Raw genomic sequence first — 24563 nt, forward strand, 5'->3', positions numbered from 1 at the left:
ACAACGGAGCTAACTTTCCGGCCTGACCTGCACGATCGAGTGCCCTATGGAACCGAGCGCCCGTTAAACGACTTATGGTTTCAGGGCGGGGGCAATTCTAAGGGTGACATGGCCGACGATCGAAACCGCATTTCACCTGCTCGCGAAACGGCGACAGGCTCGCGGCGACCCAGCGCGCGCAACCGCTCCGTTATCGTCATCGGCGCCTCCGCCGGCGGGGTTGAGGCTCTAAAGAAGATAGTGAGCGATCTTCCCGCCGATTTGCCCGCGGCCGTGTTCATAGTGATTCATGTCRGCCAGGTCAGCTATCTGCCGGGAATTCTCCAACRCATCGCGACGCTCGAGACCTCCGTGGCCGAGAACGGCGCAGGAATCGAAACCGGCAACATTTATGTCGCGCCTCCCGGAGCTCACCTCCTGCTTCATGACGACCACATGATGCTGCGTCGCGGGCCGCGCGAAAACCTCGCCCGGCCGGCGATAGACCCGCTGTTCCGCTCGGYGGCGCTGAGCTACGGCGCGAGCGTCATCGGCGTACTGCTGTCGGGCGCGCTTTCCGACGGCACAGCCGGCCTGAGGGCCATCAAGTCTGTGGGCGGTCTCGCGGTGGTCCAGCACCCCAAGGACACGCTGGTACCTTCCATGGTGGAAAGCGCGCTGCGTTATGTTGAAATCGATCATTGCGAACCTGCCGCCAAGCTCGGCGGCTTGTTGGCGCAGCTGGCGGCTGAGCCGGYCGGCGAGACCTTGCCGGCCCCACAGACGGTCAGGCTGGAGGCCGCAATCGCGGCACAGGAGCATTCGACGATGAAAGACGCAGATCGACTTGGGCAGCTGTCGGTGTTTACATGCCCGGAATGCCACGGGCCGTTGTGGGAGATCGAAGACGGTGACATGTTGCGCTATCGGTGCCATACCGGGCACGCTTTCACCGCCGACGCCGTGATGGAGGCGCAGGCGATCGAGGCGGACGAGATCCTGTGGGGCTTGCTGCGGGCGCATCARCAACGGGCGGAGTTCGCCCGGCGCATGGCCAAGCGGGAAAAGGCGCAGAACCGTGCCACACTCGCCAGCGAGTTCGGCAAGCGGGCGAGGGAATACGAAGCGGATGCCGCTGTCATCGAGCGCATCCTGGAAAGCAGGCGGGCACAGGCAGGCAATGGCGCAGACGGCGAGGAAGGCAAGCAAAAAGAAAGCAAGCGCTAGCTCGCGCGACGGCGCGAAAGAGGCTGYGCCCTTCCCGATCATAGGCATCRGCGCGTCGGCCGGCGGCATCGCGGCACTGCAGCAATTCTTCCCCCAGGTGCCGGCCGACAGCGGCTTTGCCTATGTGGTGATTCAACATCTCGACGCCGAGCACGAAAGCGTCCTTGCCAGCATCATCCAGCGCTCCACCGCGATCGAAACGCAAACCGTGGCCGAGGGCATGGATATCGAGCCCGACAAGATCTACGTCACACCCCCAGGTGTGTCGGTGATGCTGCGCGGCCAGCATTTCCATATGGCCAAGATGGTTGCGACGCGCGCCAGGCGGACGCCGATCGACGATTTCTTCACCTCCATGGCCGAGGAGCAGTCGGAACAGGCGGCCGGGATCATTCTTTCCGGAACCGGCAGCGACGGCACGATTGGACTGAGGGCAATCAAGGAGCGTGGTGGCCTGACGTTGGCGCAGGAAAGCGCCGAATATGACGGCATGATGCGCAGCGCCGTGCACAGCGGCCTTGTCGACATGGTGATRCCGGTCGATGAGATGGCATCAAAGCTGATTGGTTATTTCAATCACGCCAACCGCAATGAAAGCGAGCGCGACCGCCGCAAGCGCGATGTGGCCGACCAGCTTTCGCGCATCGCGGCGCTGCTGCGCGTGCGAACCGGCCATGATTTCAGCGGCTACAAGGACAACACCATCCTTAGGCGCATCCAGCGCCGCATGCAGGTGCTGCAGATCGACGACCCGTCCGCCTTTTACGAGCGCCTGCGCGACGAGCCGCAGCAGGTCGATCTGCTGTTCCAGGACCTTTTGATCGGCGTCACCAGCTTCTTCCGCGACGAGCACGCCTTCGATGTCCTAGAGAGACTTGTCATTCCCCGGCTGTTCGAGGACCGCAAGCCCGACGAGACGATCCGCGTATGGGTGCCGGGCTGCGCCACGGGYGAAGAGGCCTATTCGATCGCCATGCTGCTCAAGGAGGCCGCGCCGCGCGGCGCCGCCTCGCCCAATCTGCAGATATTCGCCACCGACATCGACGAGCGCGCGCTGGAGGTGGCTCGCGCCGGCCGGTATCCGGCGACGATCGCCAGCGACATCACGCCGAAGYGGCTGAAGGAGTTCTTCTCCCGCGAGGACGGCACTTACCGCATCGCCGCCGAATTGCGGGAAATCTGCCTGTTCTCCTCGCACAATCTGTTGCGCGACCCGCCCTTTTCGAAGCTCGACCTGATCGCCTGCCGCAACCTCCTGATCTATATGGGACCGGAACTGCAGGAAAAGATCGTCCCGATCTTCCATTACGCGCTGCGCAACAACGGCTATCTCTTCCTCGGATCTTCGGAGAACGTCACGCGRCACGCCCGCCTCTTCTCCACCGTCGACAAGGCGAGCCGGATTTTCCAGAAGCGCGGGGCGGTGACGCCGCACCGGCTGCCCGAATTCCCGCTCGCCGCCGCCGCCAGGCAGGCGGCGCCCAATGTGCGCCAGCGGTCGACGAACGGAACCCTGCAGGAGGTGGCGGAGCGTGTCATCGTCGAGCGCTATGCGCCTGCCTATGTGGTGGTCAACGCCGGCGGCGAATTGATGCACAGTTCGGGCGGCACCGGTAAATATCTCGAGCTCGCCGCGGGCGCCCCCGACCACAACGTCTTTTCCATGGCACGGCGGGGCCTTCGCATGGATCTGCGTGCCGCGCTCCACAAGGCGGCCAGCACCGGACAGGTGGCGATCCAGAACAAAATCACCGTCGGCACCAATGGCGGCCGCCAGACGATCAGCCTGGCCGTGCAGCCACTGCCCTCCGACGGCTCGTCGGACCCGCTCTACATGCTGGTCTTCCGTGACGTCGGCGGCATCAAGCCGGAATCGGAGGACGAGCCGGTCCACACGACCGACGATGTGGAAAGCGCCAATGTCAGCCAGCTCGAAAGGGAGTTGAGAGAAACCAAGGAGCGGTTGCAGATCACGACGGAGGAGCTCGAATCCTCCAATGAGGAGCTGAAATCCTCCAACGAGGAGTTGTCCTCCATCAACGAGGAGCTGCAATCGTCCAACGAGGAGCTGGAGACCTCGAAGGAAGAGCTGCAGTCGATCAACGAGGAACTGCAGACGGTCAATGCCGAGCTCAACATCCGCGTCGACGAGCTCAGCCGCGCCAACAACGATATGGCGAACCTGCTCGAAAGCACGCAGATCGCCACCGTGTTCCTCGACCGCGACCTTTGCATCAAGAGCTTCACGCCGACGGCGCGCGACCTGTTCAGGCTGGTCGAAAGCGATGTCGGCCGGCCTCTCGCGCATGTGCGCCCGCGTTTTCCCGCCGACGGGCTRCAGGCTGACATGGAGCAGGTGCTGCAGCGGCTCGGYACCATTGAGCGGCAGGTCGCGGGCACCGACAACGGCAGGCGCTACATCATGCGCGTCCTGCCTTACCGCACGGTCGATAACGTCATCGCCGGCGTGGTCGTCACCTTCGTCGACGTCACCCAGATCGCGCGGGCGGAGGAAAGAATCGGCGTGCTCTCGCATGATTTGCGCAATCGGGTCGAAAGCCTCGAAACCCTGCTCGACCTGGTGCCGGTCGGTATCTTCATCGCCGAGGACGGCGGCGGCGCGGAGATACGCGCCAATCGGCGCGCGGTGGAGCTCGCGGGACTGCGCGCCACCGGAGACAAGCTAATCCCTGTCCCTGCTACCCTGCCGCTGACGCTCAACGGGGCCAAAGTGGATGCCGACGACCAGCCTCTGTTCAAGGCGATCCGAACCGGCAAGGCAATCCCAGCCTATGAAGCGAGAATTCTGCGCGAGGACGGCTCCGGCATCGACGTCATGATGTCGGCCAACCCCCTGTTCGACGAAAACGGCRCGGTGCGCGGCGCCATAGCGACGCTGGTCGACATATCCARCCACAAGGAAGCCGAGCGCGCGCAGGAAAGATTGCTGCACGAACTGCAGCATCGGGTGAAGAACATCCTCGCGACGATCACCGCGCTGGCCGGGCGTATGATCCGTTCGTCAGKCTCGATGGGGGAATTCGCTGCCTCGTTCCATGAGCGGCTGCACGCGATGGCCCGTACGCATGAGGTGCTGTCCTCCCATAATTGGGGCGATGCTGACCTGGAGCAGCTGCTCAGGGCGACATTTTCTCCCTACAACAGCGCGGAACGCCAGAACCTCGTTGTCCATGGCCCGTCATTCCATCTCGATGCGGCAACGGCGGCCGCACTGGGCATGGTATTCTTCGAGCTTGCCAGCAACGCCGCCAAATATGGAGCCCTTTCCGCAGACMCCGGCCGCGTCGAAGTCTCCTGGGACGTTACAAAGCCTGGCATGCTGTCGATTCACTGGAAGGAAGTGGGGGGCCCGGCCGTGCGGGAGCCGTCGCGAAGGAATTTTGGAACCACTTTCATCCAGCAGAGTTTAGAGTACGAGTTGGGAGGGAGTATTTCTTTGGACTTCAGGCCTGCCGGCCTGGAGTGTCTGCTTGAGATTCCCCTAACCCGGACGTAAGCCTCGAGCCGTTGTCCAGCCACGCATGAACAAAAGCGCTCCACTATCGGGCCTGCGCATCCTCGTCGTCGAGGACGCTTTCCTGGTTGCGCTGGATCTTTCGGACGAGTTGACCGAAGCAGGGTGCGATGTCGTCGGTCCCGCGCCCTCCGTCAAACAGGCGCTCGAGCAGATCGACGGCGTCGAGTTGGATGGGGCAGTGCTCGACGTCAACCTGCAAGGCGAACGCAGTTTTCCGCTTGCCGAACACCTCGCCGCTCGCGACGTGCCGTTTGTTTTCCTGACCGGTTATGACAGCGCCACCGTTTTTCCCGATCAGTTCCGCAATTCGCCGAGATTGTCGAAGCCGGTCGAGACCAGATTGCTCATCGAAGCCGTTTCACGTTTCAGCCAGCACAAGGATTGACGTCTCGCGGCTTTCTCTCCCGCAGCAATACTTTTTCAGCCGCTGCTGCCAAGRCATGCACCTGGGCCAACCAGGGGTTGACGCTTTCCTCTGCCCATGCCGTCACGACCGGTCCATGACCACAACAGATTCAGCTTGCGGGAGGCGACGCCTGACAGCCGGATCAGCCGACCTTGCCGCGGAACAAAACACCTGATTGCGCGGTTCGGCCCAAAACCCAAAGGCGGCACTCACTTACGCATGTTCGGCCGATCCTTTCCAACGGCACCGAGCGCGAGTGATGACCGAACAAGCCAATCAAGGGCAAGACAGGCAAACGCGCAAAGGTATCGGGAGAGCCGTCGGTCTGGCCTTGATCGCCGGTGCGGCCGACGACGACTGCTCGGCAATTGGAACCTATGCCAGCGCGGGGGCGAGGTTCGGGCCGGACCTGCTTTGGACTGCGCCCGTGACGCTGCCGATGATGTACACTGTCGTGTACCTCTCATCGAAGCTCGGCCAGGTATCGGGGCGGGGACTTTTCCAGGTTATCGCTGATTTTTATCCGCGCTGGCTGCTTTGGTCTGTCCTGGTTGGTGTCCTGATCGGCAACACCATCGAAGCTGCTGCGGATCTCGGTGCCATGGCGGCGGCGATCAACCTGTTTGTGCCGTTACCGATCCCAATCATCGTCGCCCTGGTTGCGGCGTTCATGTTTGCTCTTCAGGTCTTTGGTTCTTACGATCTTCTCAGGAATCTATTTCGAGTGCTGGCATTGGCGCTGCTCGCCTATGTCGTCTCGGCTGTCCTCGCCCGGCCGGAGCTGATGCCGGTGCTGAGCGGTACCTTTCTGCCAAAGGTTCACTTCAGCCGTGAGTATTTGTCGATCCTCGTCGCGATCATCGGCACCACACTTTCAGCCTACCTCTACACTTGGCAGTCCAACCAGGAGGTAGAGGAGGAGAAAGCGCTGGGTAGAAACACGCTCGAGAAACGGAAAGGGGCGACAGAGGAAGAGTTGAGCCGGTCGCGCAAGGACATTCTGATCGGCATGACCTTTTCCAACCTGATCATGTATTTCATCATTCTTTCCACCGGGTCGACGCTTCACAAGGCCGGGCAGACCCAGATCGAAACGGCGGCCCAGGCAGCTGACGCGCTGCGGCCGCTTGCCGGCGATGCGGCAGGCATAATCTTCGCCGCCGGTGTGATCGGAGTCGGTTTTCTGGCCGTTCCCGTCATGACAACCGGTGCGGCCTTCGATCTCGCGCAGACAATGGGCTGGAAGAACGGCATGAATGCGAAGCCGCGGGACGCCCCGGGCTTCTACCTGGCTACCGGAGCATTCACGCTGATCGCAGTCGGGCTCAATTTCTTTGGCTTCAATCCGATGCGGGCCTTGGTGTGGGCTGGCATCGTGCAAGGCTTTTCCACGCCTCCGCTCCTGCTGCTCATTCTTTTGATGACGAACGATCGCAGGATCATGGGCGACCGGGTCAACAGCCGGAGCACGAATATCCTCGGGGGCATCACGACGATGGTGATCTTTGCGGCATCGATTGGCTTGGTGGCGAGCTGGTTCTTTTAGGCGCGCTGGCTGAGGCGTCCGAGCAAGTTCGTTTCAAAACAGGAACGATCATCTTTGTCACGCATTGTCCCTAATCAAAACTCATGTCTCTGCTGGGGTTCGAACCGTGTTACCCAATGGTCATGCCGCGCCAGATCGTGCACCGGCGGAAATCTCCGTCGTCGATCTGATCCCGGCCCTGCGCGCTTTCGCGCGTACCTTTTGCCGTGTTCCTGACGACGCCGACGACTTGGTTCAGGAGACCTTGACCAAAGCGCTCGGCAATTTGGACAAGTTCGAACCGGGAACGCGGTTGAAGTCCTGGCTTTTCACCATCATGCGCAACACGCACTACACGCGCGTCAAGGCCGCGGCCAGGGAAGCGCCAGGGTTGCTCGATTGCGCCTCCAGCCGACCGATTTCGGAAGCCACCCAGGACTGGTCCCTTCGCAGYAAGGAAGTTCATGCAGCCATCCAGAAGCTTCCCGAACATCAGCGTGAAGTCTTGATGCTGATCGGTGTGCTGGGGGTCAGCTACGAAGAAACGGCTGAGATATGCGATTGTGYGGTTGGAACGGTGAAAARYCGCCTCAACCGCGCTCGCGTGCACGTTCTGGAACTCCTGAATGAAAGCTCATCGCAGACACTGGTCGAAAGACAGGACCATCTTCTGGAAGACAGCTGGGAGCGAGGCGCCGACCAACACCGATAAGGGCGGATATCAGCTCTCCGGTTTGCAGTGACGCTTCTGGATCAGGGCATTCTGCAACTCGATCGCGAGCTCGGTCAGCCGATCGGGAATTTTCTCCTGCTCGATGGCTTCCAACAACGACGCAATCTCTTGTTCCACCCTCAGGTTCCCCTGGGGGCCGAAATCGCGCTGGCTCCGACGAGTCATGGCATTCTCTCAGCAAACGGGTCCCTTAGTTTCACGTTGAGACCATAGGCCGCCGGAGTTTACAAGGCGCTTCCTGCCGCCCATCGGCTCCGGCTTCGCATAAGCTGTGGGCAGAGCGAAAACTTTACCAGATCCCTTTGCGGGCTTGCCGACTCCTAAGAGACCAAAGCCACCTCAATCCTTGGGGACCCGGTTTGCCGCGTTGTCCTGATATTGATCGGACTTGATGCGATTGCTATCCAGACCGCGCTCTTTCGTGTGTTGCTTCTTATCCCGGTTCGAAAGCACGTCGTTTTCGCCGACCATGTCCTTCGGAAGCTCCGTCTTCGCTCCGGTTCCCGAACCCTTGCCCTGACTGCCGCGACCCATATGTTTCTTGCCACCGGTTGTCATCTTCTTCTCCTGGGCATGTCAGCTCTGCGAGAGTGGTTCGGCGCCCCAACTTCGGTCTCCCGGTTATGTTCCGCCGGAACGGCGAACAAGAAACGCGGTGCCGTCCCAGCGTCGGAAAGGCAAATCGGCATCGACGAGGACGTCCATTGCGCATGCGTGGGCAAGACGGCGGACATCGAAAGAGTCGACGGCTGGCGACGTCCGGTACGAATAGTTGAGAATGGCCGCCAGTCCTCCTGGCCGCAACAGGCGCGCGATTTCGCTGAAGTGCCGATCGGCGATGCCGGCGAGCACCAGATAGGGGAAACAGTCCACCGCCAGCACACCATCAAAACCGGCGGCGACGAACTCACCAAGATCGAGGCCCGAGGTCTGGCGGAACTCCACATTGCCGAGGCCGGCGCAGCGTTGGCGGGCGATCTCGAGCATCCTCGAAGAGATATCGATGCCCACAATGTGCTTTGCCTTTTGGTGGAGCGCGCGTTCGAAGCGGCCGATACCGCAGCCGATGTCGAGTATTGTCTTGCCCCTGCCCAGAAAGCCTTGTTGCTCCAGCCAGGAAGCAATCTCGGCCGTCGCGGCCGAAAGCTTCTCCTCATCGCCAAGCGACGACAGTTGGRCGCTGGCAGCCGGAGAAATGGCGGCGGCCCGGTCGAAGCCGCTGGCCAGCCTGCTGACAGTCATCTCATGCGTTTCGTCGTCCAGACGGTCATGACATACGGAAGCTGCCGTTGTCCGGAGATCGTCAAAGGAAACCGCCTTGCGGGAAAGCAGCATGGCCACCTCTTCGAGCCAGCCTCTCCGACGCGGGGCGTATGAGCGCATGTCCAGCGCGATATCGGCCAGCTCCGCCGGCTTGACGTCCGGCTGGAGATTGAGCGCCAATCTGGCGACTGCGACTTCGGCGGACAGATCGTTTGCCATGCATCTCTCGAGGATATGCCTCGCGGTCATCCTCTCTCGTTCCGCTGCGGTCATGGCGACGCGTTCCGGGTCCAGACTCTTTGCACCGTCCATCGATCTTCTGCCCCCCAGCCGTATTTGTAATTCTCGCGGCCTCGCAGAAAATCGAACTCCCGTGCCCCCTCTCGAGCGGCTTCGGCAATGGCTTTGCCGATCAGGATCGCGCCGGGGCTCTCCTGCGCATAAGCGGGATCGAAGCCGCCGAGATAGGCATATGCGCGACCACGATGATGGAACCCGTAATACGCGCCAACGATGGTATCGCCGATCTCGATCAACCAGCACCTGGCCAGTCCGTTCGCGGCGAGGCGAGGCAGCGCCCTCCTATGGAAATCCTGTGCGATGTCGGTGAGCACACCCTGTCCGGCCCAACGGGCGCTGTGCAGTCGAACCAGCTGATCCATGAATGTCTTCGGATCGGCCTCGCATCGCTCGACGGCTACCCGTCCTCGCCGTTGCGCAGCTCTTTCGGCGCGGCGCAGTTGGCGCCGGCGCCGGGAAGGTATCGAGCGTGCGAATGTCTCACCGCGGGCAAGCGAGAGCACCGGGCAAGCGGCATGGTTCGGAGATCGGCTCTCCGCGACGTTCGGCAGCCCGAGGTGGAGGGAGGCAGCCCCAGCCGGCAGATCCGGCAAGATCCATTGCGACCACTCCAGCGAGAGCGTGGCCTCGGCGATAGCCGCACTTACAGCTGCCTCCTGGTTGGGCGCGCACAGGATATCGAAATAATCGCTCAGCGAGATTCCGACCGGCAGCAGCAAAGAGCCGGAAACGCGCGTCTCGCGATAGAGAGGCGCCAGGCCGACGAGATCGTTTCCGCTCCATATGGCGATCGYGCAGAGATCACCGGGCGAGAATGTCCGCCACCACGGCAACAGCCAGGCGGGTGACTGGAAAGGCGTCGCGGAGGCGCTTCGGAACCATAGTACCCACCAATGCGGCTCAAGGTCATCGAACGCAGCCTGGTCCCGGATGATATCGGCACACAAGCCGCTCACCGGGCGGYCCCCGATACCGCGCGCGAAGCGCCAAGCTTGGCCAGCCCCCGATAGGCATCCATATAGGCCGAAACCATGCGATCGAGCGAAAACCGGTCACGCGCCTCCGCCCGGCATGTTTCGTTATCGAGGTCGCCCGCGGCGTCGATGGCGATCGCCATCTCATCGATGTCATTGACCAGAAAGCCGGTCTTGCCGTGCTCGACGACATGGGGCAGGGCGCCATTCGGGAAGGCCACAACGGGCGTGCCGCAGGCGAGGGCCTCCATGGCGACCAGCGAGCTCGTTTCCGCGGCAAGGCTCGGAACAACCAGGCAGCGGGCGCAGTTGAGGAGCCGCCGCTTGGCGCAAAACCCGAGCGGTCCCAGGAAGCGGCACCGCCTGTCAAGACGAGGCTCCACTTCGTCGGCGAAATACTGGACATGTGCCTGATAGGGATAGAGTTGCCCACCTATCGCAAGCGGCACGCCGGCGCGCTTCGCGGCGTCGATCGCCAGGTGGATGCCCTTTTCCGGGCATATCCGGCTCAGCACGAGCGCGAAATTGCGACGCGACCGGGCGTCGTTCAACGCATCGACGTCGATCCCGTTTGGAATGGGCGGGATCAGCCTCGATCCTGCCGGCGCTGTTTTTTGCTGCGCGTCCGACACCGCGTGCAGCCACAGGTCCTCGCGTGCCGGCCTCAGGACGTCTTGCGGATACCAGGCGAGCGGCAGATGCAGTGTCACGAGCGTCGGGCCGTCGCCGGGCAGATAAGCGTCGAAATCGATACCGTGCAGGTGGACCACATCAACTGGCCAGCGCGCCCGGGCGGCAGCGATCGCCGCGCGATGCGCGCGCTGGGCGCGGCGCTTTGCCGTCTCGTCGAGCGCGCCTGTTTCGGCGGGCGTCTCCACCAGCGTGCCGGCGGCACTGGAACCCTTGCAGGCGACGACGATGGAACGATGGCCTTGCCGCACCAGCGCGCGATCCAGCGCCGACAACACCTGCTCGGCGCCACCGACCGCATTGAGGCCGACTGGCGCAAGCGGGTAGGCGACGTTGAGCACGGTGAGCGTCATGGCCGATCGAACCGAAGCCCCTCAATTTCGCGAAAGTCGCCTGCCGGCGCCCGTCGACAGCGCCCGATCGAACCGGAGAACGGCGCGAACATCAGCTGTTGCGTCGTGTGGCCGGCCGGCATGGCTTGTTTTCGCCGAAAGGCGGGTTCGGTCAGCGCATGTGGCGAGTGCTCGGCGGTCGGCATGATGATCTCACGCGGCCGAGACCCGCCGCGCGGGCATGACGGCGTTGTGCACGGCCGGGGCATAGCGGCGGATCATGCTCGCACAGAATTCGGCGAATTCTTCGGGCACCTGGGGTGGGCTGGTGTGATGAGGCTGCAGGCCGCGATGTTCTGGCGTGAAACAAAAGGTGACGGTGACGTCGAAGTCGGCGAGCGCTTCCATCTGACGATCGAACCAGTCGAGCGCGTTCGGCCTGAAACTGTCGGCCCAGGAAAGCCCCGTGCGCAGATTGGTGACGCCCAGGCGCTTCATCCAGGCAACCGCGTCGTCCAGCCGGTGGTCCTCGAAATGGAACCACTGGACCAGCCCCATCTCCGGAGTGTGGAGCAGGAACTCCTCGAGTGCCGGCTTGGGCGTGCCATCCTCGCGCAGCAGACCCATGTAGAAATGACGATAGTAGGAAGAGCCTTCCACCTCGCGATGCCGCGTCGTCGCTCCCCATGCGTGAGGCAAGTCATAAAGACTGTACCATTGCACACGGGGCGCGTTGCCACGCAGCAACTCCGCTGTCTGGCGCAGGCCCCAGAGCTGGACCTCCTCGGCGCCGAAACTCGACACGCCGGCTTCGCTGACCCAGATCGGCAGATCGGTGACCGCGGCGATCTCGCCGAGCTTTTGCGGCCATTCATGGATCTGCCAAAGATTCCAGTCGAGCGGGAAGCCATGCACGCCAACGGCGTCGACGTGATCGAGTACTCCGAACCCCTTCATCAGCGACATGAARCCGGCATCGATCGGCGAAATGCCACCAAGGATCCGGGTGATCGCAGGGTTTTCGAGGCCGATGGCATCGCCCGCCAGGATCGCCATGCTGGCGAAGCGGCTCCAGTCCGGATCGAGCTCGGGATCCCAATGCGACTTGTTGTTGGGCTCGTTCCAGATCATGGCGGCTTCAATCATCGTTTCGTCCTTTCACTGGATAGACCGCGCCTTCGCCGGCCGGCTCACCGGCCGCGCGGCAGAAATAAACCTCATCCTCCGGGTGAATCAGTATCTCGAAACCGGCGCTGCGCAGCATCGCCTCGATGCAGCCGCGGTTCGGGATCCACCAATTGGTCGGGTCGTCCGCATAGCGATGCTCGATGAAATGCAGCTTCGGGAATTCGGGCCGATCGAAGAGGTCGTGCGTCCAGAAATCGTAATTCTGTTCGAGCGCGAGGACCTTGCTGCTCCCGCGTTGCATCGACTGGAAAATCATCAGGTCGCGCGCGACGTGCTCGCGGATCAGGTCCAGCGCCAGCAACGGATGGCGCAGGTGGTAGAGCACTCCCATGAAAAGCACGATGTCGAAGGTCTCGCCGAKGGCGCCGACGTCGTAGACCGAGAGCTCGCGGAACTCGATGTCGCAATCCGCAATTTCCGCGGCGAAGCGTGCCTGTGTCAGATAGGCCGGATCGAAATCGATGCCGAGCACGCGGTCGGCGCCCCGYCGCTTCATTTCGATCGAATAGAAACCGGCATTACAGCCGATATCGAGCACGGACTTGCCCGATAGATCGGCCGGGATCGCATCCGCGAACTTCTGCCATTTGATCAGCRGATAGTTCCCAAGAAAATGGTCGGGAGCCGTCTGCACGCCCGCCAGTTCCATGTTGTGGAACCAAGGGCCCAGCGCGTCGATGCGACGGCGTATTTCCGCGTCGGAATGCAGCATAATCAGGCTCCTTCGCCCGGCAAGAAAGGTGTTTGCGAGCGGCTTGACGTCACCAATATCGGCATGCCGCCGTCTTTCGGCGCGTCGTTGTTTTCAAGCAGCCGGAGCGCCGTGCGATAGCCGTTGAACGTCCCGACATCGACATAGGCCGAGCCCGCCTTAACGCCCCAGGCCTCACCTCCGGCGGCAAGGTAGGCATTGATCAGCGTTCCGAAATACTCGTCGTAGCCGTCCCGCTCGCGCCAGAGCGCAGCGAGCCGGTGAAAAATGCGCCCCGGCATCTTGAATGCTCCCCAGACCCAGTTGGTGACAGCATCCCGCTGCTTGACCTGGATCTGCTCGACACGGCCATCCCGATCCACGGCCACGGCGTCAAAAAGCTCCGGCCGGTCGACAGGGAACAGCAGGAAGGACAGCCGGTCGTCCGGAAGGTGGCAGAAGCCGTCCTCGGGAAACCAGATCGTGTCGGGCAGGCCGATCAGCACCGTCTCTTCGGGCGCAACGATCGGCGCGGCGCGGAAGATCGCGTCGCAGAGGCCGACTGGAGAAGGTTGCGCCACGAAGATGGCGGCGGCGCTGTCATAGCCGGCCGCATAATATTCGAGGATGTCCGACTTGCCCGAGCCGATGATGAAGCAGATCCTGTCGACGCCGTTTCGCACCATCCGGCGCACCAGATATTCGCTGACGGCGCAGGGGCGTTCGGTTTGCCCGTCCATTCGACTGCCTACCGGCAGCAGTTCCTTGGAAAAGCCAAGCGGTTGAATGCGGCTGCCCCGCCCGGCGGCCGGCACGATACCCAACATCAGACGGCTTCCTTCAAAGCTTCGCTTGCTCGCGCCCGAACGGTCTCGTTCAGGATACGGTCCAGTTCCGCGGCGCGGCGCGTCGATGTGTGTTCATCGAGGACGCGCTCGCGGGCCTTGCGGCGCAGCGCCTCGAGCTCCGCATCCGACAAACCGAGCGCGGCGACCACGTCGTCCGTGGAATGCGCAAGCACGATTTCACTGCCGGGGTTGAAGAAGCTGTCGATGCCCGGCCAGTCATCGGAAATCATAGCGGCGCCGCAGGCTGCCGCTTCGAACAGTCGGCCGGAGGGACACCAGCCCTTGCGCGCCATCGCTTCACGCGTGACGTTCAGGGTCAGGCGTGAGGAGCAGAAGAAGGCCGGATGGTCGGCAGGCGGCAGATGCCTGACAAAGAAGATGTTGTCGCACCACGGAAAATCCTGCGGGTATTGCGCGCCGCCGATAATGAAGCGGCAACCCGGCATCCGCGCAGCCGGCGCCACCAGCAATGCCTCGACTCCCGCCTGACGATCCTCGGCATAGGTTCCGAGATAGGACAGATCGCCAGCGAACTCCGGTCTGGGCTGCGCCGGCCGATGGCGATCGGGGTCGACATGTCCGTAGAGCGGCACGACGAGACGCGCACCCAGCGTCGTCTTGAGCGCATCGAGCGCCGGGCCGCCGGTGTAGCTCAGCACCAGGTCGAAATCGCGAAGGCCTTCGGAGCCGAAATAGGATGGCTGGTCGCCTTGCTCGATGCGTRCCAGCGTCACCGCTGTGTCGAGATCGTAGAACACCTTGAGCCMGCGGCAGCTCTCTTGCGCAAGGCGTGAGGCCTCAACGGCATCCGGGCAGTAGGAGGTAACGATCACAACGTCAGCTTCCCGGACCGCGGCAGCCGCGAGCTGTGCGATGTCGTTCCAACGCGGATAAAGCACGAGTTCGCCRCCATCGAGGTGATGGAGATCCCTTGCGCCGGYGTAATAGGGCACGTCGCGTTCGAAGAAAGTGATGGACCAGCCGAGGGGCGCCAAGGCGCGTATCAGCCCGCGCCAGAGCGTGGCATGCCCGTTTCCCCAGGAGGAGGTGACAGTGAGGCCGAAGATCACCATCCGCATCGGACAGCTCCCGTCAGGCAATTTCGTTCAGGCGAATGAGCTTTGAACCCCAGTCGCCATGGACAATGGTCGTAATCGAGGCGGGCTCAATGTCGAAACGGAAACAGTCGCCGAGCTGAAGGCCAAGGACCTTGCACACCGCGGCCTTGATGACGTCCGCATGGCTGATCAGCGCAAGGTGCCGGTTTGGGTGTTGCTGGCGCAGCGCATCCATCAGGCCGATAATCCGCTGCTGCGTGTCCTGCATGGTCTCGCCGTTTGGGGTGCGTGCGCTCTGTCGCTGGTCGTTCCACATCCGCCAGGCGGCGTCGCCATTCAGCTCTTCGAACGTCTTGYCCGACCACGCACCGAAATCGATCTCGTCCAACTCCTGACGTATCGAGATCCGTTCGATRCCGCAGGCGGCAGCAATGGGTTTCGCGGTTTCCAGGGTGCGCCTGCGTGGGCTGCTCAAGATCCCGGCAAGCGGCTCACTCGCCATGCGGTCCGCCAGTTGCCGCGCCTGCGATTGGCCGGCGCGGCCGAGATCGACATCATCCAGGCGTCCCGGCAGACAGCGGCCGACATCATCGTGCTTCGCATGCCGGACAAGAAAGAAGATCGTGGTCATTCGGCGGCGTCGAGCATCGGCTCGTCCCTGCCGTCGATGAAGGCGAGCGTGCGCAGGCGGGCTTCGGCGTCGGTGAACTGCTCCGGCGGCGACTTCATGAAGTAGCTGCAGGGCCCGGTGAGTGCCCCCGCAATGCCACGATCGAGGGCCAGCTTGGCGCATCGCACRGCGTCGATCACGACGCCGGCGGAGTTGGGCGAATCCCACACCTCCAGCTTCAGCTCGGCATTCAGCGGCACACCGCCGAAAGTTGTGCCTTCGACGCGGATATAGGCCCATTTGCGGTCGGTGAGCCAAGGTACATGGTCGCTGGGCCCGACATGGATATTGCCCGGTTCGAGCGGAACATCGATCTGGCTGGTGACCGATTGCGTCTTGGATATCTTTTTGGATTCCAGCCGCTCCCGCTCCAACATGTTGAGAAAGTCTGTGTTGCCGCCGAAATTGAGCTGGTAGGTGCGATCAATGCGCACTCCGCGGTCTCGGAAGAGATTGGCGAGCAGCCGGTGAACGATGGTCGCGCCGACTTGGCTCTTGATGTCGTCGCCGACAAGGGGGAGGCCACGCTCCTCGAAGCGCCGACGCCATTCCGGCCGCGAAGCAATGAAAACCGGTATGCAGTTGACGAAAGCGCAGCCGGCTGCCAACGCGCATTCGGCATAGAAGCGGGTGGCCGCTTCTGATCCGACGGGCAGATAGGATACCAGCACCTCGGCTCCGCTTTCCCGGAGGCTCGCGGTCACGTCGACGACCGGTTCGTCCRCTTCCTCGAGGAGATCGCGCAGATATTTGCCGATGCCGTCGAGGGTCGGCCCGCGTTCCACGCGCACGCCGGTCGGTGYCACATCGGCAAAGCGGAAGGTGTTGTTGGGCGCGCTGTAGATCGCCTCGGCCACATCGCGGCCTACCTTGTGCTTGGCAATGTCGAAGGCACAGACAACTTCGACGTCGTCGACATGATAGCCCCCGAGATCGGCATGCATCAGCCCGGGGATCGGCTCGTTGCTTTCTGCCTGGCGGTAGTAGGTGAGGCCTTGCACAAGGGAGGATGCGCAATTGCCGACACCGATGATGCCGATGCGAACCTTTTTCGATGTCACGAAACCGCTGCCTCTGTTGTTGGAGGTAAGTTCCTCGCCGCCGAACCAGGATCGGCCAGGAATGTTCCTTGCTCTCGGAAAAATTGCTGGGCCGATCGCGGGTCAACGCTTCCGAGAGCGCGTTGCTATCGCATAGTGAAGCCTTGGCGTACGAGAATGGAACCTCGCCCATCCTGCCAAGTTAAAGCGCCGGAGCGATGTCATGTCCGCAAACGTCGGCCTGTTTCTTCTGGTTGGCTGCGCATTTTGTTTTTTTGCCAAGAGCATCGGCTGGGCCGCAGCCGACGAACTCGGCGAGCCCCGGGCGACGGCCCTCGGACTTACGATCGCGCCGACAACTATGACTGCGCCGCAACCCGACAACTCAGCGGCACTTCGAGACCCGGGCGGTGGGCTTTCGCTGTTCCTGCGCAATGGTTGCGGCGCATGCCACACCATAAGAGGCACCAATGCCCATGGAACGATAGGCCCAGACCTTTCCCACCTCGGGTCGCGAACAGCGATCGGTGCCGGCGTTTTGCCGAACACGGAGGAGGCTATCGCGCGGTTCATCGCCAGGCCAGATCTGCTCAAGCCGGGCGTGAGGATGCCCGCGTTCGATATGCTTCCGCAAACCGATATCCAGGCGATCGCRCGATATTTGAAAGCCCTGCAGTGATGTCCGGTTCTCGAAAGCGCCCTTTRCCACAGAGGTCCAGGATTCCTCCTGACGCGGGAACTGCTCTCGAGCAGGTCGAAGACCAGCCGATAATGATCCGCCTGAAGCATGTCGTCCTCGGCGCTGTCGGTTTGCCGATCGTCATATTGCTTGGAGCGTGGGTCGGCTTCTTCAACGTCGGTGCCAGCAGTGGTCATTGGAAGGTGACCGCCTGGTTCCTCCAGCTCGCCATGCGCTCGGCCGTGCGCACTTATGCGTTGGCCGTGGATGCCCCGAAAACGCTCGACAGCCGGGGCCTTCCGGCGGCAGCCGGACATTTTGCCCGGGGCTGCGCGATCTGCCACGGCGAACCGGGTGAGCCCCGCTCACCGGCGGTGATGCGGATGCTTCCGCAGCCGCCGGATCTTGCCTTGACGGTCGGAGACTGGACCGACGCTCAGCTGTTTCGCATCGTCAAGCATGGAATACGCTTCACGGGAATGCCYGCCTGGCCGGCCCGCGACCGGGATGATGAGGTCTGGGCCATGGTTGCCTTCCTGCGGGAGCTGCCGAAGCTCGATGCAAACGGATTTCGGGACCTTGCCCTAGGTGGATCGCAACCTACCGCTCCGGCGGCGCTCGCCGACTGCACGCGCTGTCACGGAGGGCACGGCGGGGGCAGGGGTGACCTCGTACCCGCTCTCGCCGGGCAGAAGGAAGCCTATCTGTTCGCGAGTCTCCAAGCCTATGCCAGAGGCGATCGCACGAGCGGTTTCATGGCTCTGCCGGTGACCGGCGTCGACCCCGCCGACCTGGCTGCGCTTGCCCGGCATTTTGCGGCGCAGCCGTCAGTATCAGCGGACAGCGATCAAGTTCCGGCAGAGGTGATCGGCAGGGGACAGCAAATCGCCGAGGACGGAATTCCGGAGCGGAACGTGCCTGCCTGTTCCGGCTGCCACATCGGCTCCGACAAAAATCCGCTCTACCCGCGCCTTGACGGCCAGCATGCCGCTTACCTCGAACGGCAACTGAAGCTGTTCCGATCCGAGARCCGAGGCGGCACGCGATTCTGGCATATCATGGCGACCGCGGCGCAACGCCTCACGGACGACGACATACGGGCGGTATCGGCCTTTTTCTCCAAGCGCTCTGCAGGTCCTCAATGACCAGGATGCGCGGCTTGCGGAATCGAAAGCGGGGAGGGCTGCTGGGCGGGCAGGTCGAGATCGGCTCCAAGGAACTTTATCCCTTGCTGCCAGTTCCGAATGCGCACAGCGGGCCGCGTAAGGCGGACAGCCGGCTGAGGCGTCCTTCTCCGGGTGAACCACGCTGAATGGATTTCTGGCAGGCTCACGAGATGCAGAATTTCGGGGCGGGCGGTCACCCCCGGCATCCGCTGACCTTATGGCGCATAGATGCCGCAAAACAGAAGAACGCCACCAATCAGGCAGAAGGCGAGGAATGTCGCAAGGTAAAATCCGGGCTCACGGAAAATCCTCATATCGCGTCTGAGACTCACGGCTCGGCTTCCTCGGCCTCGGATCAACCCAACAACACGGAACGGAACTGGAGAGTTCCGAATGCCCTGTTTGCTCGGTTTCTGAAGGTCTTCGAAAKGGGAGCGGCGGCGTTGCCAGGTCTCCTAGGCGCTCACAGCTGCATGCTCGTCTCGGGCTGTACCGGCACGCAGTCGGTCCTCGATCCGCATGGCAGACAGGCCGACGCTCTGGCTGTTCTGTTCTGGACCTTCGCGTCAGTGCTCGGCTTTATCTGGCTCGTCACCATGGCGGGGCTGCTGCTCGCGCTTGTGCACAGGCGCGGCAGTCCCGGCGAGCCTRCTGAAACCCGTCCGGCCGTCAGGCCACCGATGCAGATCGCCTTTGCCGCTATGTTGGCGTCGAGCACCATCATTCTCTCAGGCCTGACCGTGCTCAGCTTCGGCGGACAAAAGGCGGTGTTCAGGAGCGGGGCAGGCGCGGCGCTGACGATCTCCGTCATRGGGCACCAGTGGTGGTGGCAGGTCCGGTACGAAGGAGATAACGGCTTCGAGACGGCGAACGAGATTCGCATTCCGGTCGGCAGCCCGGTCGACATCAAGCTCGCCACCGCGGATGTCATCCACTCTTTCTGGGTACCAAGCCTCGCCGGCAAACTCGATCTCATTCCCGGCAAAAGCAACGAGCTCCGTATTGAAGCCGACAAGCCAGGCACATATCGCGGCCAGTGCGCCGAATTCTGCGGTCTGCAGCATGCGCATATGGCGATCTTCGTGGTGRCAATGGAGCCGGAAGAGTTCGAGCGCTGGCGCGCCAATCAGGCCGCACCGGCAAGGCCGATGGCGCATCTTGCAAGGCAAAGCGTTGCTTCCGCGGGGTCGCCTCCATCCGCCGCTCCGTCGGAGAGTTCGCAATGAGCCCGGCGGCCGAAGAACGTCACGAGACCCGCGATACCGATCTGGGTGAAGAGGAACTGCGCGCGAGGCTAAGCAAGACCTGGGGGACGGGGCGTGGTCTGATCGGARCCCTCTCGACGGTCGATCACAAGATCATTGGCATCCGATATGCCGTGACGGCCTTCGCCTTCCTGTTGGCCGGAGGCATCATGGCGATCATCATGCGGCTGCAACTCGCGCGGCCGGACAGCCATCTCGTCGACGCCGAGCTCTACAATCARCTTTTCACCATGCATGGCACAACGATGATGTTTCTGTTCGGCGTGCCGGTTGGCGAGGCGTTCGCCGTCTATCTGGTGCCGCTCATGGTCGGCACCCGCAACATCGCATTCCCGCGCCTCAACGCCTTTTCCTATTACGTCTACCTGTTCGGCGGCCTGATGTTGTGGGGCGGCTTCGCGTTGAGCATTCGCCCGGACGTCGGCTGGTTCTCCTACGTCCCGCTCGCAAGCCTGGATTTCACTCCAGGCAAGGGGCCCGACTATTGGGCGCAGAWGATCACCTTTACCGAAGTCGCCGCGCTCGCGGTCTCGGTGGAGATCGTCGTCACGGTGCTGAAGCAGCGCGCGCCGGGCATGACGCTTGACCGCATTCCGCTCTTCGTATGGACGATGCTTGTCCATTCCTTCATCATCATTTTCGCTATGCCGGCGGTCATGCTCGCCTCGTCGATGTTGATCATGGATCGGCTGGTCGGCACGCAGTTTTTCAATGCCGATGCGGGCGGTGATCCGCTGCTTTGGCAGCACCTTTTCTGGTTCTTTGGCCACCCCGAAGTCTACATCATCTTCCTGCCTGGAACCGCTTTCGTGTCGGCGATCGTGGCGACATTCTCCAGGCGGCCGGTCTTCGGCTATCTGCCGATGGTGCTGTCGCTGATCGCAATCGGCTTTCTGTCCTTCGGCTTGTGGGTTCACCACATGTTCGTGACCGGCCTGCCCGAGGTGGGCGCCGCCTTCTTCACCGCCTCCAGCATGGCTATCGCAATTCCGAACGGCGTCCAGATATTCTGCTGGATCGCGACGCTCTGGGACGGCAAGCCGGTGCTCAAGACGCCGCTGATCTTCGTGCTCGGTTTCTTCTTCATCTTTGTCGCCGGCGGCCTCTCGGGCGTGATGCTGGCGTCGGTCCCGATCGACAYGCAAGTGCACGACACCTATTTCGTCGTCGCTCATTTCCACTACGTGCTGATTGGCGGCACTCTCTTTCCGCTTGTCGCGGCGGTGTACTACTGGTTCCCGAAGGTGACGGGCCGGCTGATGGATGAGCGGGTCGGCAAGTGGCAGTTCGCGCTTGCCTTCATCGGCTTCAACACCGCCTTCTTTCCGATGCATCTGCTTGGCCTGCACGGCATGCCGCGCAGGGTCTACACCTATCCCGCCGAGATGGGCTGGGGCGGGCTCAACCTGCTCGCCAGCGCCGGTGCGCTGCTGTTCTTCGCAAGCTTTCTGCTCATGCTTTGGAACATGGTCGTCAGCGCTCGCTCGGGGGCCTTTGCCGGCGACAATCCCTGGGATGCCGAAACGCTGGAATGGGCGRCCAGCTCGCCGCCCCAGCCCCAGAATTTCGATCGCATCCCCTACATCACATCCCGCTCGCCGCTATGGGATCAGGGCGACGACAAGGCGGTGGTCGGCGGCCTCAAGGTCGATGAGCGCGAATTGGTGGTGACGAGCATCACCGAGGCTCGGCCGGACATTCGCGAGGAATCTCCGGCGCCGTCGATCTGGCCCTTTCTGGCGGCGTTCGCCACCGCCGTCGCCTTCATCGGTTCGATCTACACACCGTGGGCGATTACCTGGGGCTCGCCTGTCGTCGCCATTGTCCTGGTCGCCTGGTTCTGGCCGAAGACCATCGAGGAGAACGTTTAGATGGTCCGCAGCGTCATCGATGTCTCCGGTTTGCCGACCTATGCCTTCGGCTCGCGTGTCACTCCCTGGTGGGGGACCCTCTCATTTTGTCTGCTGGAAGGAACTGGCTTTGCCCTTGGCATTGGCGGCTATCTCTACCTGGCCGTCACCAACACGCATTGGACGAAGGACGCGGTTCCCTTGAATTTGGCCTGGTCCGCGCTCTTCACGATCGTCCTTGTCGTCAGCGCGCTGCCGAACTTCTTGATCAGGCGAGCGGCCATGCGGGAGAGCCTGCGCTCGGTCCGTGTGCTGCTGCTGGTCATGAGCGCGGTCGGTTTGGTGCTTGTCGGACTGCGTGTCATGGAATTCTCGGCCTTGCCGGTGCGCTGGAGCGACAACGCGTACGGCTCTTTTGTCTGGCTTCTGCTCGGCCTGCATGGCGTGCACGTGCTGACGGACGTCGCCGACACGCTCGTCCTGACCGTGCTGATGTTCACCAAGCATGGGACGGGCAAACGCTTCAGCGATGCCGAGGACAATGCTTTCTACTGGTATTTTGTCGTGTTGTCGTGGCTGCCGCTTTACGCGGTGCTCTATTGGCTGCCGAGGCTCTGATGCGGGGCGTCCTACGCATCGGCCAGGCGCAATTRCTCGGAGCGCTTGCTTCGGCAGCATGCATGGCGCTGACGCCGGCCATCGCCTTTGCTCATGGCGCGGATCAAGCGCCTGGTGGCGGCTGGCCGGTCTCCGGYGTGACCGTCATTCCGCTTGGCCTTGCATTGTTGCTCTACATCGGTGGCGTGGTGYGGCTTTGGCGGCAGGCAGGAGTGGGGCGCGGCGTCGCATGGTGGCAACTGGCCTGCTTTGCGGCAGGTTGGGCAGCGCTTGCTGCGGCCCTTGTGTCTCCGCTACACGAATTGGGCGAGCGGTTGTTTACGGCGCACATGATTGAGCACGAGGTGTTGATGATCGCCGCGGCGCCTCCGCTTGTGTTGTCGCGACCGCTCGGCGCCATGTTGTGGGCGTTCCCTCGCGCCATACGGCGGCACCTTGCGCGCGGGGCACGATGGCGCCTTGTGCGAATGACGTGGCGCGGCCTGACCGACCCAGCGTCCGCGACGATCTTGCATGGCCTCGCGATCTGGTCATGGCACATACCAGCTCTGTTCGACRCCGCCCTCGCGAGCGAGCCGGTGCATTGGCTGCAGCATTTCAGCTTCCTGGCAAGCGCGCTGCTCTTCTGGTGGGCTTTGCTCAATGGCCGAGCGCGCCGAAGAGGCTACGGCGCGTCGGTGTTTTATCTGTTCTTCACCTCCACGCATTGCKGGCTGCTTGGCGCGATTCTGGCTCTGTCAAAAAATGACGTGTTCGTTCCGAAGAACTCGGCAGCGTCGCAATGGAACCTCACGGCCCTCGAAGACCAGCAGCTTGGCGGCTTGATCATGTGGGTGGGCGCCTCCGCGCTCTACCTCGCGGCCGCATTGGTCCTGACGGCCTTTTGGATCGGAAGCGGATCGTCCGCCGTGAAGGCCGGCAGTGCGAGTTCCATGCGAAATTAGAGCAATTTCAGGCTTGGCCGGGCTATCCAATCCTCAAATCCTGCCCATGAGAGCCAGGATCACCAAGATGACAAGTATGACGCCGACGAGGCCTGAAGGGCCGTAGCCCCAGCCTGACGAATACGGCCAAGCCGGGATCGCGCCGATCAGCACCAAGATAAGAATGATGATGAGGACTGTACTGAGACCCATATCGGTTCTCCTTTCCTGGTTTGCGCAATGCCGGCCCGGTAGTCGCGAAAAATGGAACAGTGCCCAGGTCTCAGTCCAGCTTGCGCAGCATGTCAGCTTCCTGCTCGAGGATGCTGGCGACTTCTTCGCGTTGGAGATGCGTCATCATCAGACTGACGCAGCATTCGAGATACGTGATGGAGGCTCGTCGCAGGAAGGCGGCGGTTTCCGCGGCCACCATCTGGTCGATGTCCTTGGCTGATCGCTTCGACTGCACGGCTATGTTCTCCTAACTGGTTGTCAGGCCCAACCAGAACCTTGGTCGGATGTTCCGCTCGGGTGAAAAGAACGCTCGCCGGATCCGCATCGTTGGAGCTGAAAGATCCAGATCTGCCCACCCCCGACTTGGCATTCGGTGYGGCCGACCGCACAGACGCAGTGTCGTCCAGATCGGCGAAGTAGACGACTGTCTGCAGCAGGCCCTGCCTGAGCGGCACCTTGGGTGACCAACCGAGAAGCGCTTTCGCGCGAGCTATGTCGGGCCGTCGCCGGCGAGGATCGTCTTGTGGCAAAGGCARGAATTTCACGGGCGACCTGGTGCCGGTCAGTTCCCTCACCAGGCCGGCCAAGTCGAGGATGGTGAATTCTCCGGGATTGCCAAGATTGACCGGCAGGCGCGGATTGGGCTCGACGTTCATGAGCCGCAACAGGCCATCGACCAGGTCGGTGACGTAGCAGAAGGATCGCGTTTGCCGACCGTCGCCGAATATAGTCAGCGGTCGTCTTTCCAGTGCCTGCATGACCAGATTCGAGACGATGCGGCCGTCGGCAGGGTCCATTCGCGGGCCGTAAGTGTTGAAGATGCGAGCGACACGCACATCGACCATATCGGCCCGCAAATAATCGAAGCAGAGCGTCTCTGCCGCGCGCTTGCCTTCGTCGTAGCAGGCGCGCGGGCCAGTGCAGTTCACATGGCCGAAATAATCCTCGTGCTGCGGATGCTGTTCGGGATCGCCATAGATCTCGCTCGTTGAGGCTTGCAGGAATCGCGCGCCGTCGCGCACGGCAAGCTCAAGCAGGTTGAGCGTTCCGATCACGCAGGTGCGGGTCGTGTGAACCGGGTCGGCTTGGTAACGGGGAGGAGACGCCGCGCATGCCAGGTTAAAAATATGATCGACCGGCTCACCGAGCTCGAGCGGAGTGCAGATATCCTGCTCGATCAGCCGAAACTGCGATTGGCCGACAAGGGGGGTTATGTTTTCCACACGCCCGGTGAGAAAGTTGTCGACACAGATCACTCGATGGCCCTCGGCAAACAGGGCCTCGCATAGGTGCGAACCAAGGAAACCCGCACCGCCGGCGACAAGCACCGTCCGTGTCTGTCGAACCATTCTTGAACGCCGCATCT

The 24563-nt window shown here is 62.3% G+C and carries 24 protein-coding genes and 1 pseudogene; 11 read left to right on the forward strand and 14 right to left on the reverse strand.

The genetic code is table 11. From position 1 onward, the window contains the following. Positions 1 to 108 precede the first annotated feature (108 nt). The 5 genes from LCM4576_RS13425 to LCM4576_RS13445 all read left to right on the forward strand — a co-directional run bounded on the left by LCM4576_RS13425 (position 109) and on the right by LCM4576_RS13445 (position 7387). Complete coding sequence (locus tag LCM4576_RS13425) at positions 109 to 1206, forward strand: chemotaxis protein CheB (RefSeq protein WP_083361391.1); 1098 nt, start codon at positions 109 to 111, stop codon at positions 1204 to 1206. Next, positions 1160 to 4723 (forward strand): CheR family methyltransferase, encoded by a 3564-nt coding sequence (locus LCM4576_RS13430; RefSeq protein ID WP_071032525.1) that lies wholly within the window; start codon positions 1160 to 1162, stop codon positions 4721 to 4723. Before LCM4576_RS13425 ends, LCM4576_RS13430 begins: the two co-directional genes overlap by 47 nt. 25 nt (positions 4724 to 4748) lie before the next feature. After that, positions 4749 to 5129 carry a response regulator gene (locus LCM4576_RS13435; protein ID WP_041004134.1) on the forward strand — a complete coding sequence of 127 codons (381 nt, stop codon included), beginning with the start codon at positions 4749 to 4751 and terminating at the stop codon, positions 5127 to 5129. A 280-nt stretch (positions 5130 to 5409) separates the two neighbouring features. Further along, the gene (locus LCM4576_RS13440) at positions 5410 to 6696 is read left to right on the forward strand and encodes an Nramp family divalent metal transporter (RefSeq protein ID WP_071032526.1); all 1287 of its coding nucleotides are present in this window, start codon (positions 5410 to 5412) and stop codon (positions 6694 to 6696) included. A gap of 106 nt (positions 6697 to 6802) precedes the next feature. Next, complete coding sequence (locus tag LCM4576_RS13445; protein WP_071032527.1) at positions 6803 to 7387, forward strand: sigma-70 family RNA polymerase sigma factor; 585 nt, start codon at positions 6803 to 6805, stop codon at positions 7385 to 7387. 9 nt (positions 7388 to 7396) lie between these two features. On the opposite strand, the gene LCM4576_RS36810 is transcribed toward LCM4576_RS13445, so the two are convergent. The 12 genes from LCM4576_RS36810 to LCM4576_RS13495 all read right to left on the reverse strand — a co-directional run bounded on the left by LCM4576_RS36810 (position 7397) and on the right by LCM4576_RS13495 (position 16483). Continuing rightward, positions 7397 to 7573: a hypothetical protein gene (locus tag LCM4576_RS36810; protein WP_198540247.1), complete on the reverse strand. Its 177-nt coding sequence runs from the start codon at positions 7571 to 7573 to the stop codon at positions 7397 to 7399. A 174-nt stretch (positions 7574 to 7747) separates the two neighbouring features. Next, entirely contained in the window at positions 7748 to 7966 is a 219-nt protein-coding gene (locus LCM4576_RS13450; protein ID WP_040990444.1) for a hypothetical protein, read from the reverse strand. Between the two features lie 63 nt (positions 7967 to 8029). Continuing rightward, complete coding sequence (locus LCM4576_RS13455) at positions 8030 to 8890, reverse strand: bifunctional 2-polyprenyl-6-hydroxyphenol methylase/3-demethylubiquinol 3-O-methyltransferase UbiG (protein ID WP_244510796.1); 861 nt, start codon at positions 8888 to 8890, stop codon at positions 8030 to 8032. Between the two features lie 50 nt (positions 8891 to 8940). Next, complete coding sequence (locus LCM4576_RS13460; protein WP_071032528.1) at positions 8941 to 9927, reverse strand: GNAT family N-acetyltransferase; 987 nt, start codon at positions 9925 to 9927, stop codon at positions 8941 to 8943. Next, entirely contained in the window at positions 9924 to 10988 is a 1065-nt protein-coding gene (locus LCM4576_RS13465; RefSeq protein WP_071032529.1) for a glycosyltransferase, read from the reverse strand. Before LCM4576_RS13465 ends, LCM4576_RS13460 begins: the two co-directional genes overlap by 4 nt. Continuing rightward, positions 10985 to 11173 (reverse strand): hypothetical protein, encoded by a 189-nt coding sequence (locus tag LCM4576_RS36300; protein WP_131803248.1) that lies wholly within the window; start codon positions 11171 to 11173, stop codon positions 10985 to 10987. The genes LCM4576_RS13465 and LCM4576_RS36300 overlap by 4 nt, the downstream gene beginning before the upstream one ends. 7 nt (positions 11174 to 11180) lie before the next feature. Beyond that, the gene (locus tag LCM4576_RS13470; RefSeq protein WP_071032530.1) at positions 11181 to 12113 is read right to left on the reverse strand and encodes a beta-xylosidase; all 933 of its coding nucleotides are present in this window, start codon (positions 12111 to 12113) and stop codon (positions 11181 to 11183) included. After that, positions 12106 to 12867 carry a TIGR04290 family methyltransferase gene (locus LCM4576_RS13475; RefSeq protein WP_071032531.1) on the reverse strand — a complete coding sequence of 254 codons (762 nt, stop codon included), beginning with the start codon at positions 12865 to 12867 and terminating at the stop codon, positions 12106 to 12108. Before LCM4576_RS13475 ends, LCM4576_RS13470 begins: the two co-directional genes overlap by 8 nt. Positions 12868 to 12869: 2 nt before the next feature. Continuing rightward, positions 12870 to 13673, reverse strand: a complete 804-nt coding sequence (locus LCM4576_RS13480) for a nucleotidyltransferase family protein (RefSeq protein ID WP_071032532.1) — start codon at positions 13671 to 13673, stop codon at positions 12870 to 12872. Further along, a complete protein-coding gene (locus tag LCM4576_RS13485) occupies positions 13673 to 14773 on the reverse strand; it encodes a glycosyltransferase (RefSeq protein ID WP_071032533.1) in 1101 nt (366 codons plus the stop codon). The genes LCM4576_RS13480 and LCM4576_RS13485 overlap by 1 nt, the downstream gene beginning before the upstream one ends. Before the next feature lie 13 nt (positions 14774 to 14786). Further along, positions 14787 to 15383 carry a histidine phosphatase family protein gene (locus LCM4576_RS13490; RefSeq protein WP_071032534.1) on the reverse strand — a complete coding sequence of 199 codons (597 nt, stop codon included), beginning with the start codon at positions 15381 to 15383 and terminating at the stop codon, positions 14787 to 14789. After that, positions 15380 to 16483: an inositol-3-phosphate synthase gene (locus LCM4576_RS13495; protein ID WP_071032535.1), complete on the reverse strand. Its 1104-nt coding sequence runs from the start codon at positions 16481 to 16483 to the stop codon at positions 15380 to 15382. The genes LCM4576_RS13490 and LCM4576_RS13495 overlap by 4 nt, the downstream gene beginning before the upstream one ends. Before the next feature lie 202 nt (positions 16484 to 16685). Between LCM4576_RS13495 and LCM4576_RS13500 the strand changes: the two genes are divergently transcribed. The 6 genes from LCM4576_RS13500 (at position 16686) to LCM4576_RS13525 (ending at position 22984) form a co-directional block, all read left to right on the forward strand. After that, complete coding sequence (locus LCM4576_RS13500; RefSeq protein WP_071032536.1) at positions 16686 to 17141, forward strand: cytochrome c family protein; 456 nt, start codon at positions 16686 to 16688, stop codon at positions 17139 to 17141. A 92-nt stretch (positions 17142 to 17233) separates the two neighbouring features. After that, entirely contained in the window at positions 17234 to 18286 is a 1053-nt protein-coding gene (locus LCM4576_RS13505) for a c-type cytochrome (protein ID WP_071033129.1), read from the forward strand. A 167-nt stretch (positions 18287 to 18453) separates the two neighbouring features. After that, positions 18454 to 19533: a cytochrome c oxidase subunit II gene (gene coxB, locus LCM4576_RS13510; protein WP_083361394.1), complete on the forward strand. Its 1080-nt coding sequence runs from the start codon at positions 18454 to 18456 to the stop codon at positions 19531 to 19533. After that, on the forward strand, positions 19530 to 21443 hold the full coding sequence (gene ctaD / locus LCM4576_RS13515) for a cytochrome c oxidase subunit I (RefSeq protein WP_071032538.1): 1914 nt from the start codon (positions 19530 to 19532) through the stop codon (positions 21441 to 21443). The genes coxB and ctaD overlap by 4 nt, the downstream gene beginning before the upstream one ends. Then, complete coding sequence (locus LCM4576_RS13520; RefSeq protein WP_071032539.1) at positions 21444 to 22040, forward strand: cytochrome c oxidase subunit 3; 597 nt, start codon at positions 21444 to 21446, stop codon at positions 22038 to 22040. A gap of 62 nt (positions 22041 to 22102) precedes the next feature. Next, entirely contained in the window at positions 22103 to 22984 is an 882-nt protein-coding gene (locus LCM4576_RS13525; protein WP_244510797.1) for a cytochrome c oxidase assembly protein, read from the forward strand. A 33-nt stretch (positions 22985 to 23017) separates the two neighbouring features. On the opposite strand, the gene LCM4576_RS13530 is transcribed toward LCM4576_RS13525, so the two are convergent. Further along, positions 23018 to 23176, reverse strand: coding sequence for a DUF3309 domain-containing protein (locus LCM4576_RS13530; RefSeq protein ID WP_041010234.1), 159 nt, complete (start codon positions 23174 to 23176; stop codon positions 23018 to 23020). A 365-nt stretch (positions 23177 to 23541) separates the two neighbouring features. Then, positions 23542 to 24561: pseudogene (locus LCM4576_RS34780) on the reverse strand (UDP-glucuronic acid decarboxylase family protein); the annotation flags it as partial. Positions 24562 to 24563: the final 2 nt, after the last annotated feature.

The organism is Mesorhizobium sp. LCM 4576 (assembly GCF_001854815.1).
GTDB lineage: Bacteria > Pseudomonadota > Alphaproteobacteria > Rhizobiales > Rhizobiaceae > Mesorhizobium > Mesorhizobium plurifarium.

Coding starts and splice junctions, on each gene's coding strand:
- LCM4576_RS13530 (WP_041010234.1), bottom strand. CDS start 23,176: ATGGGTCTCAGTACAGTCCTCATCATCATTCTTATCTTGGTGCTGATC.
- LCM4576_RS36810 (WP_198540247.1), bottom strand. CDS start 7,573: ATGACTCGTCGGAGCCAGCGCGATTTCGGCCCCCAGGGGAACCTGAGG.
- LCM4576_RS13480 (WP_071032532.1), bottom strand. CDS start 13,673: ATGTTGGGTATCGTGCCGGCCGCCGGGCGGGGCAGCCGCATTCAACCG.
- LCM4576_RS13440 (WP_071032526.1), top strand. CDS start 5,410: ATGACCGAACAAGCCAATCAAGGGCAAGACAGGCAAACGCGCAAAGGT.
- LCM4576_RS13520 (WP_071032539.1), top strand. CDS start 21,444: ATGGTCCGCAGCGTCATCGATGTCTCCGGTTTGCCGACCTATGCCTTC.
- LCM4576_RS13450 (WP_040990444.1), bottom strand. CDS start 7,966: ATGACAACCGGTGGCAAGAAACATATGGGTCGCGGCAGTCAGGGCAAG.
- LCM4576_RS13435 (WP_041004134.1), top strand. CDS start 4,749: ATGAACAAAAGCGCTCCACTATCGGGCCTGCGCATCCTCGTCGTCGAG.
- LCM4576_RS36300 (WP_131803248.1), bottom strand. CDS start 11,173: ATGCCGACCGCCGAGCACTCGCCACATGCGCTGACCGAACCCGCCTTT.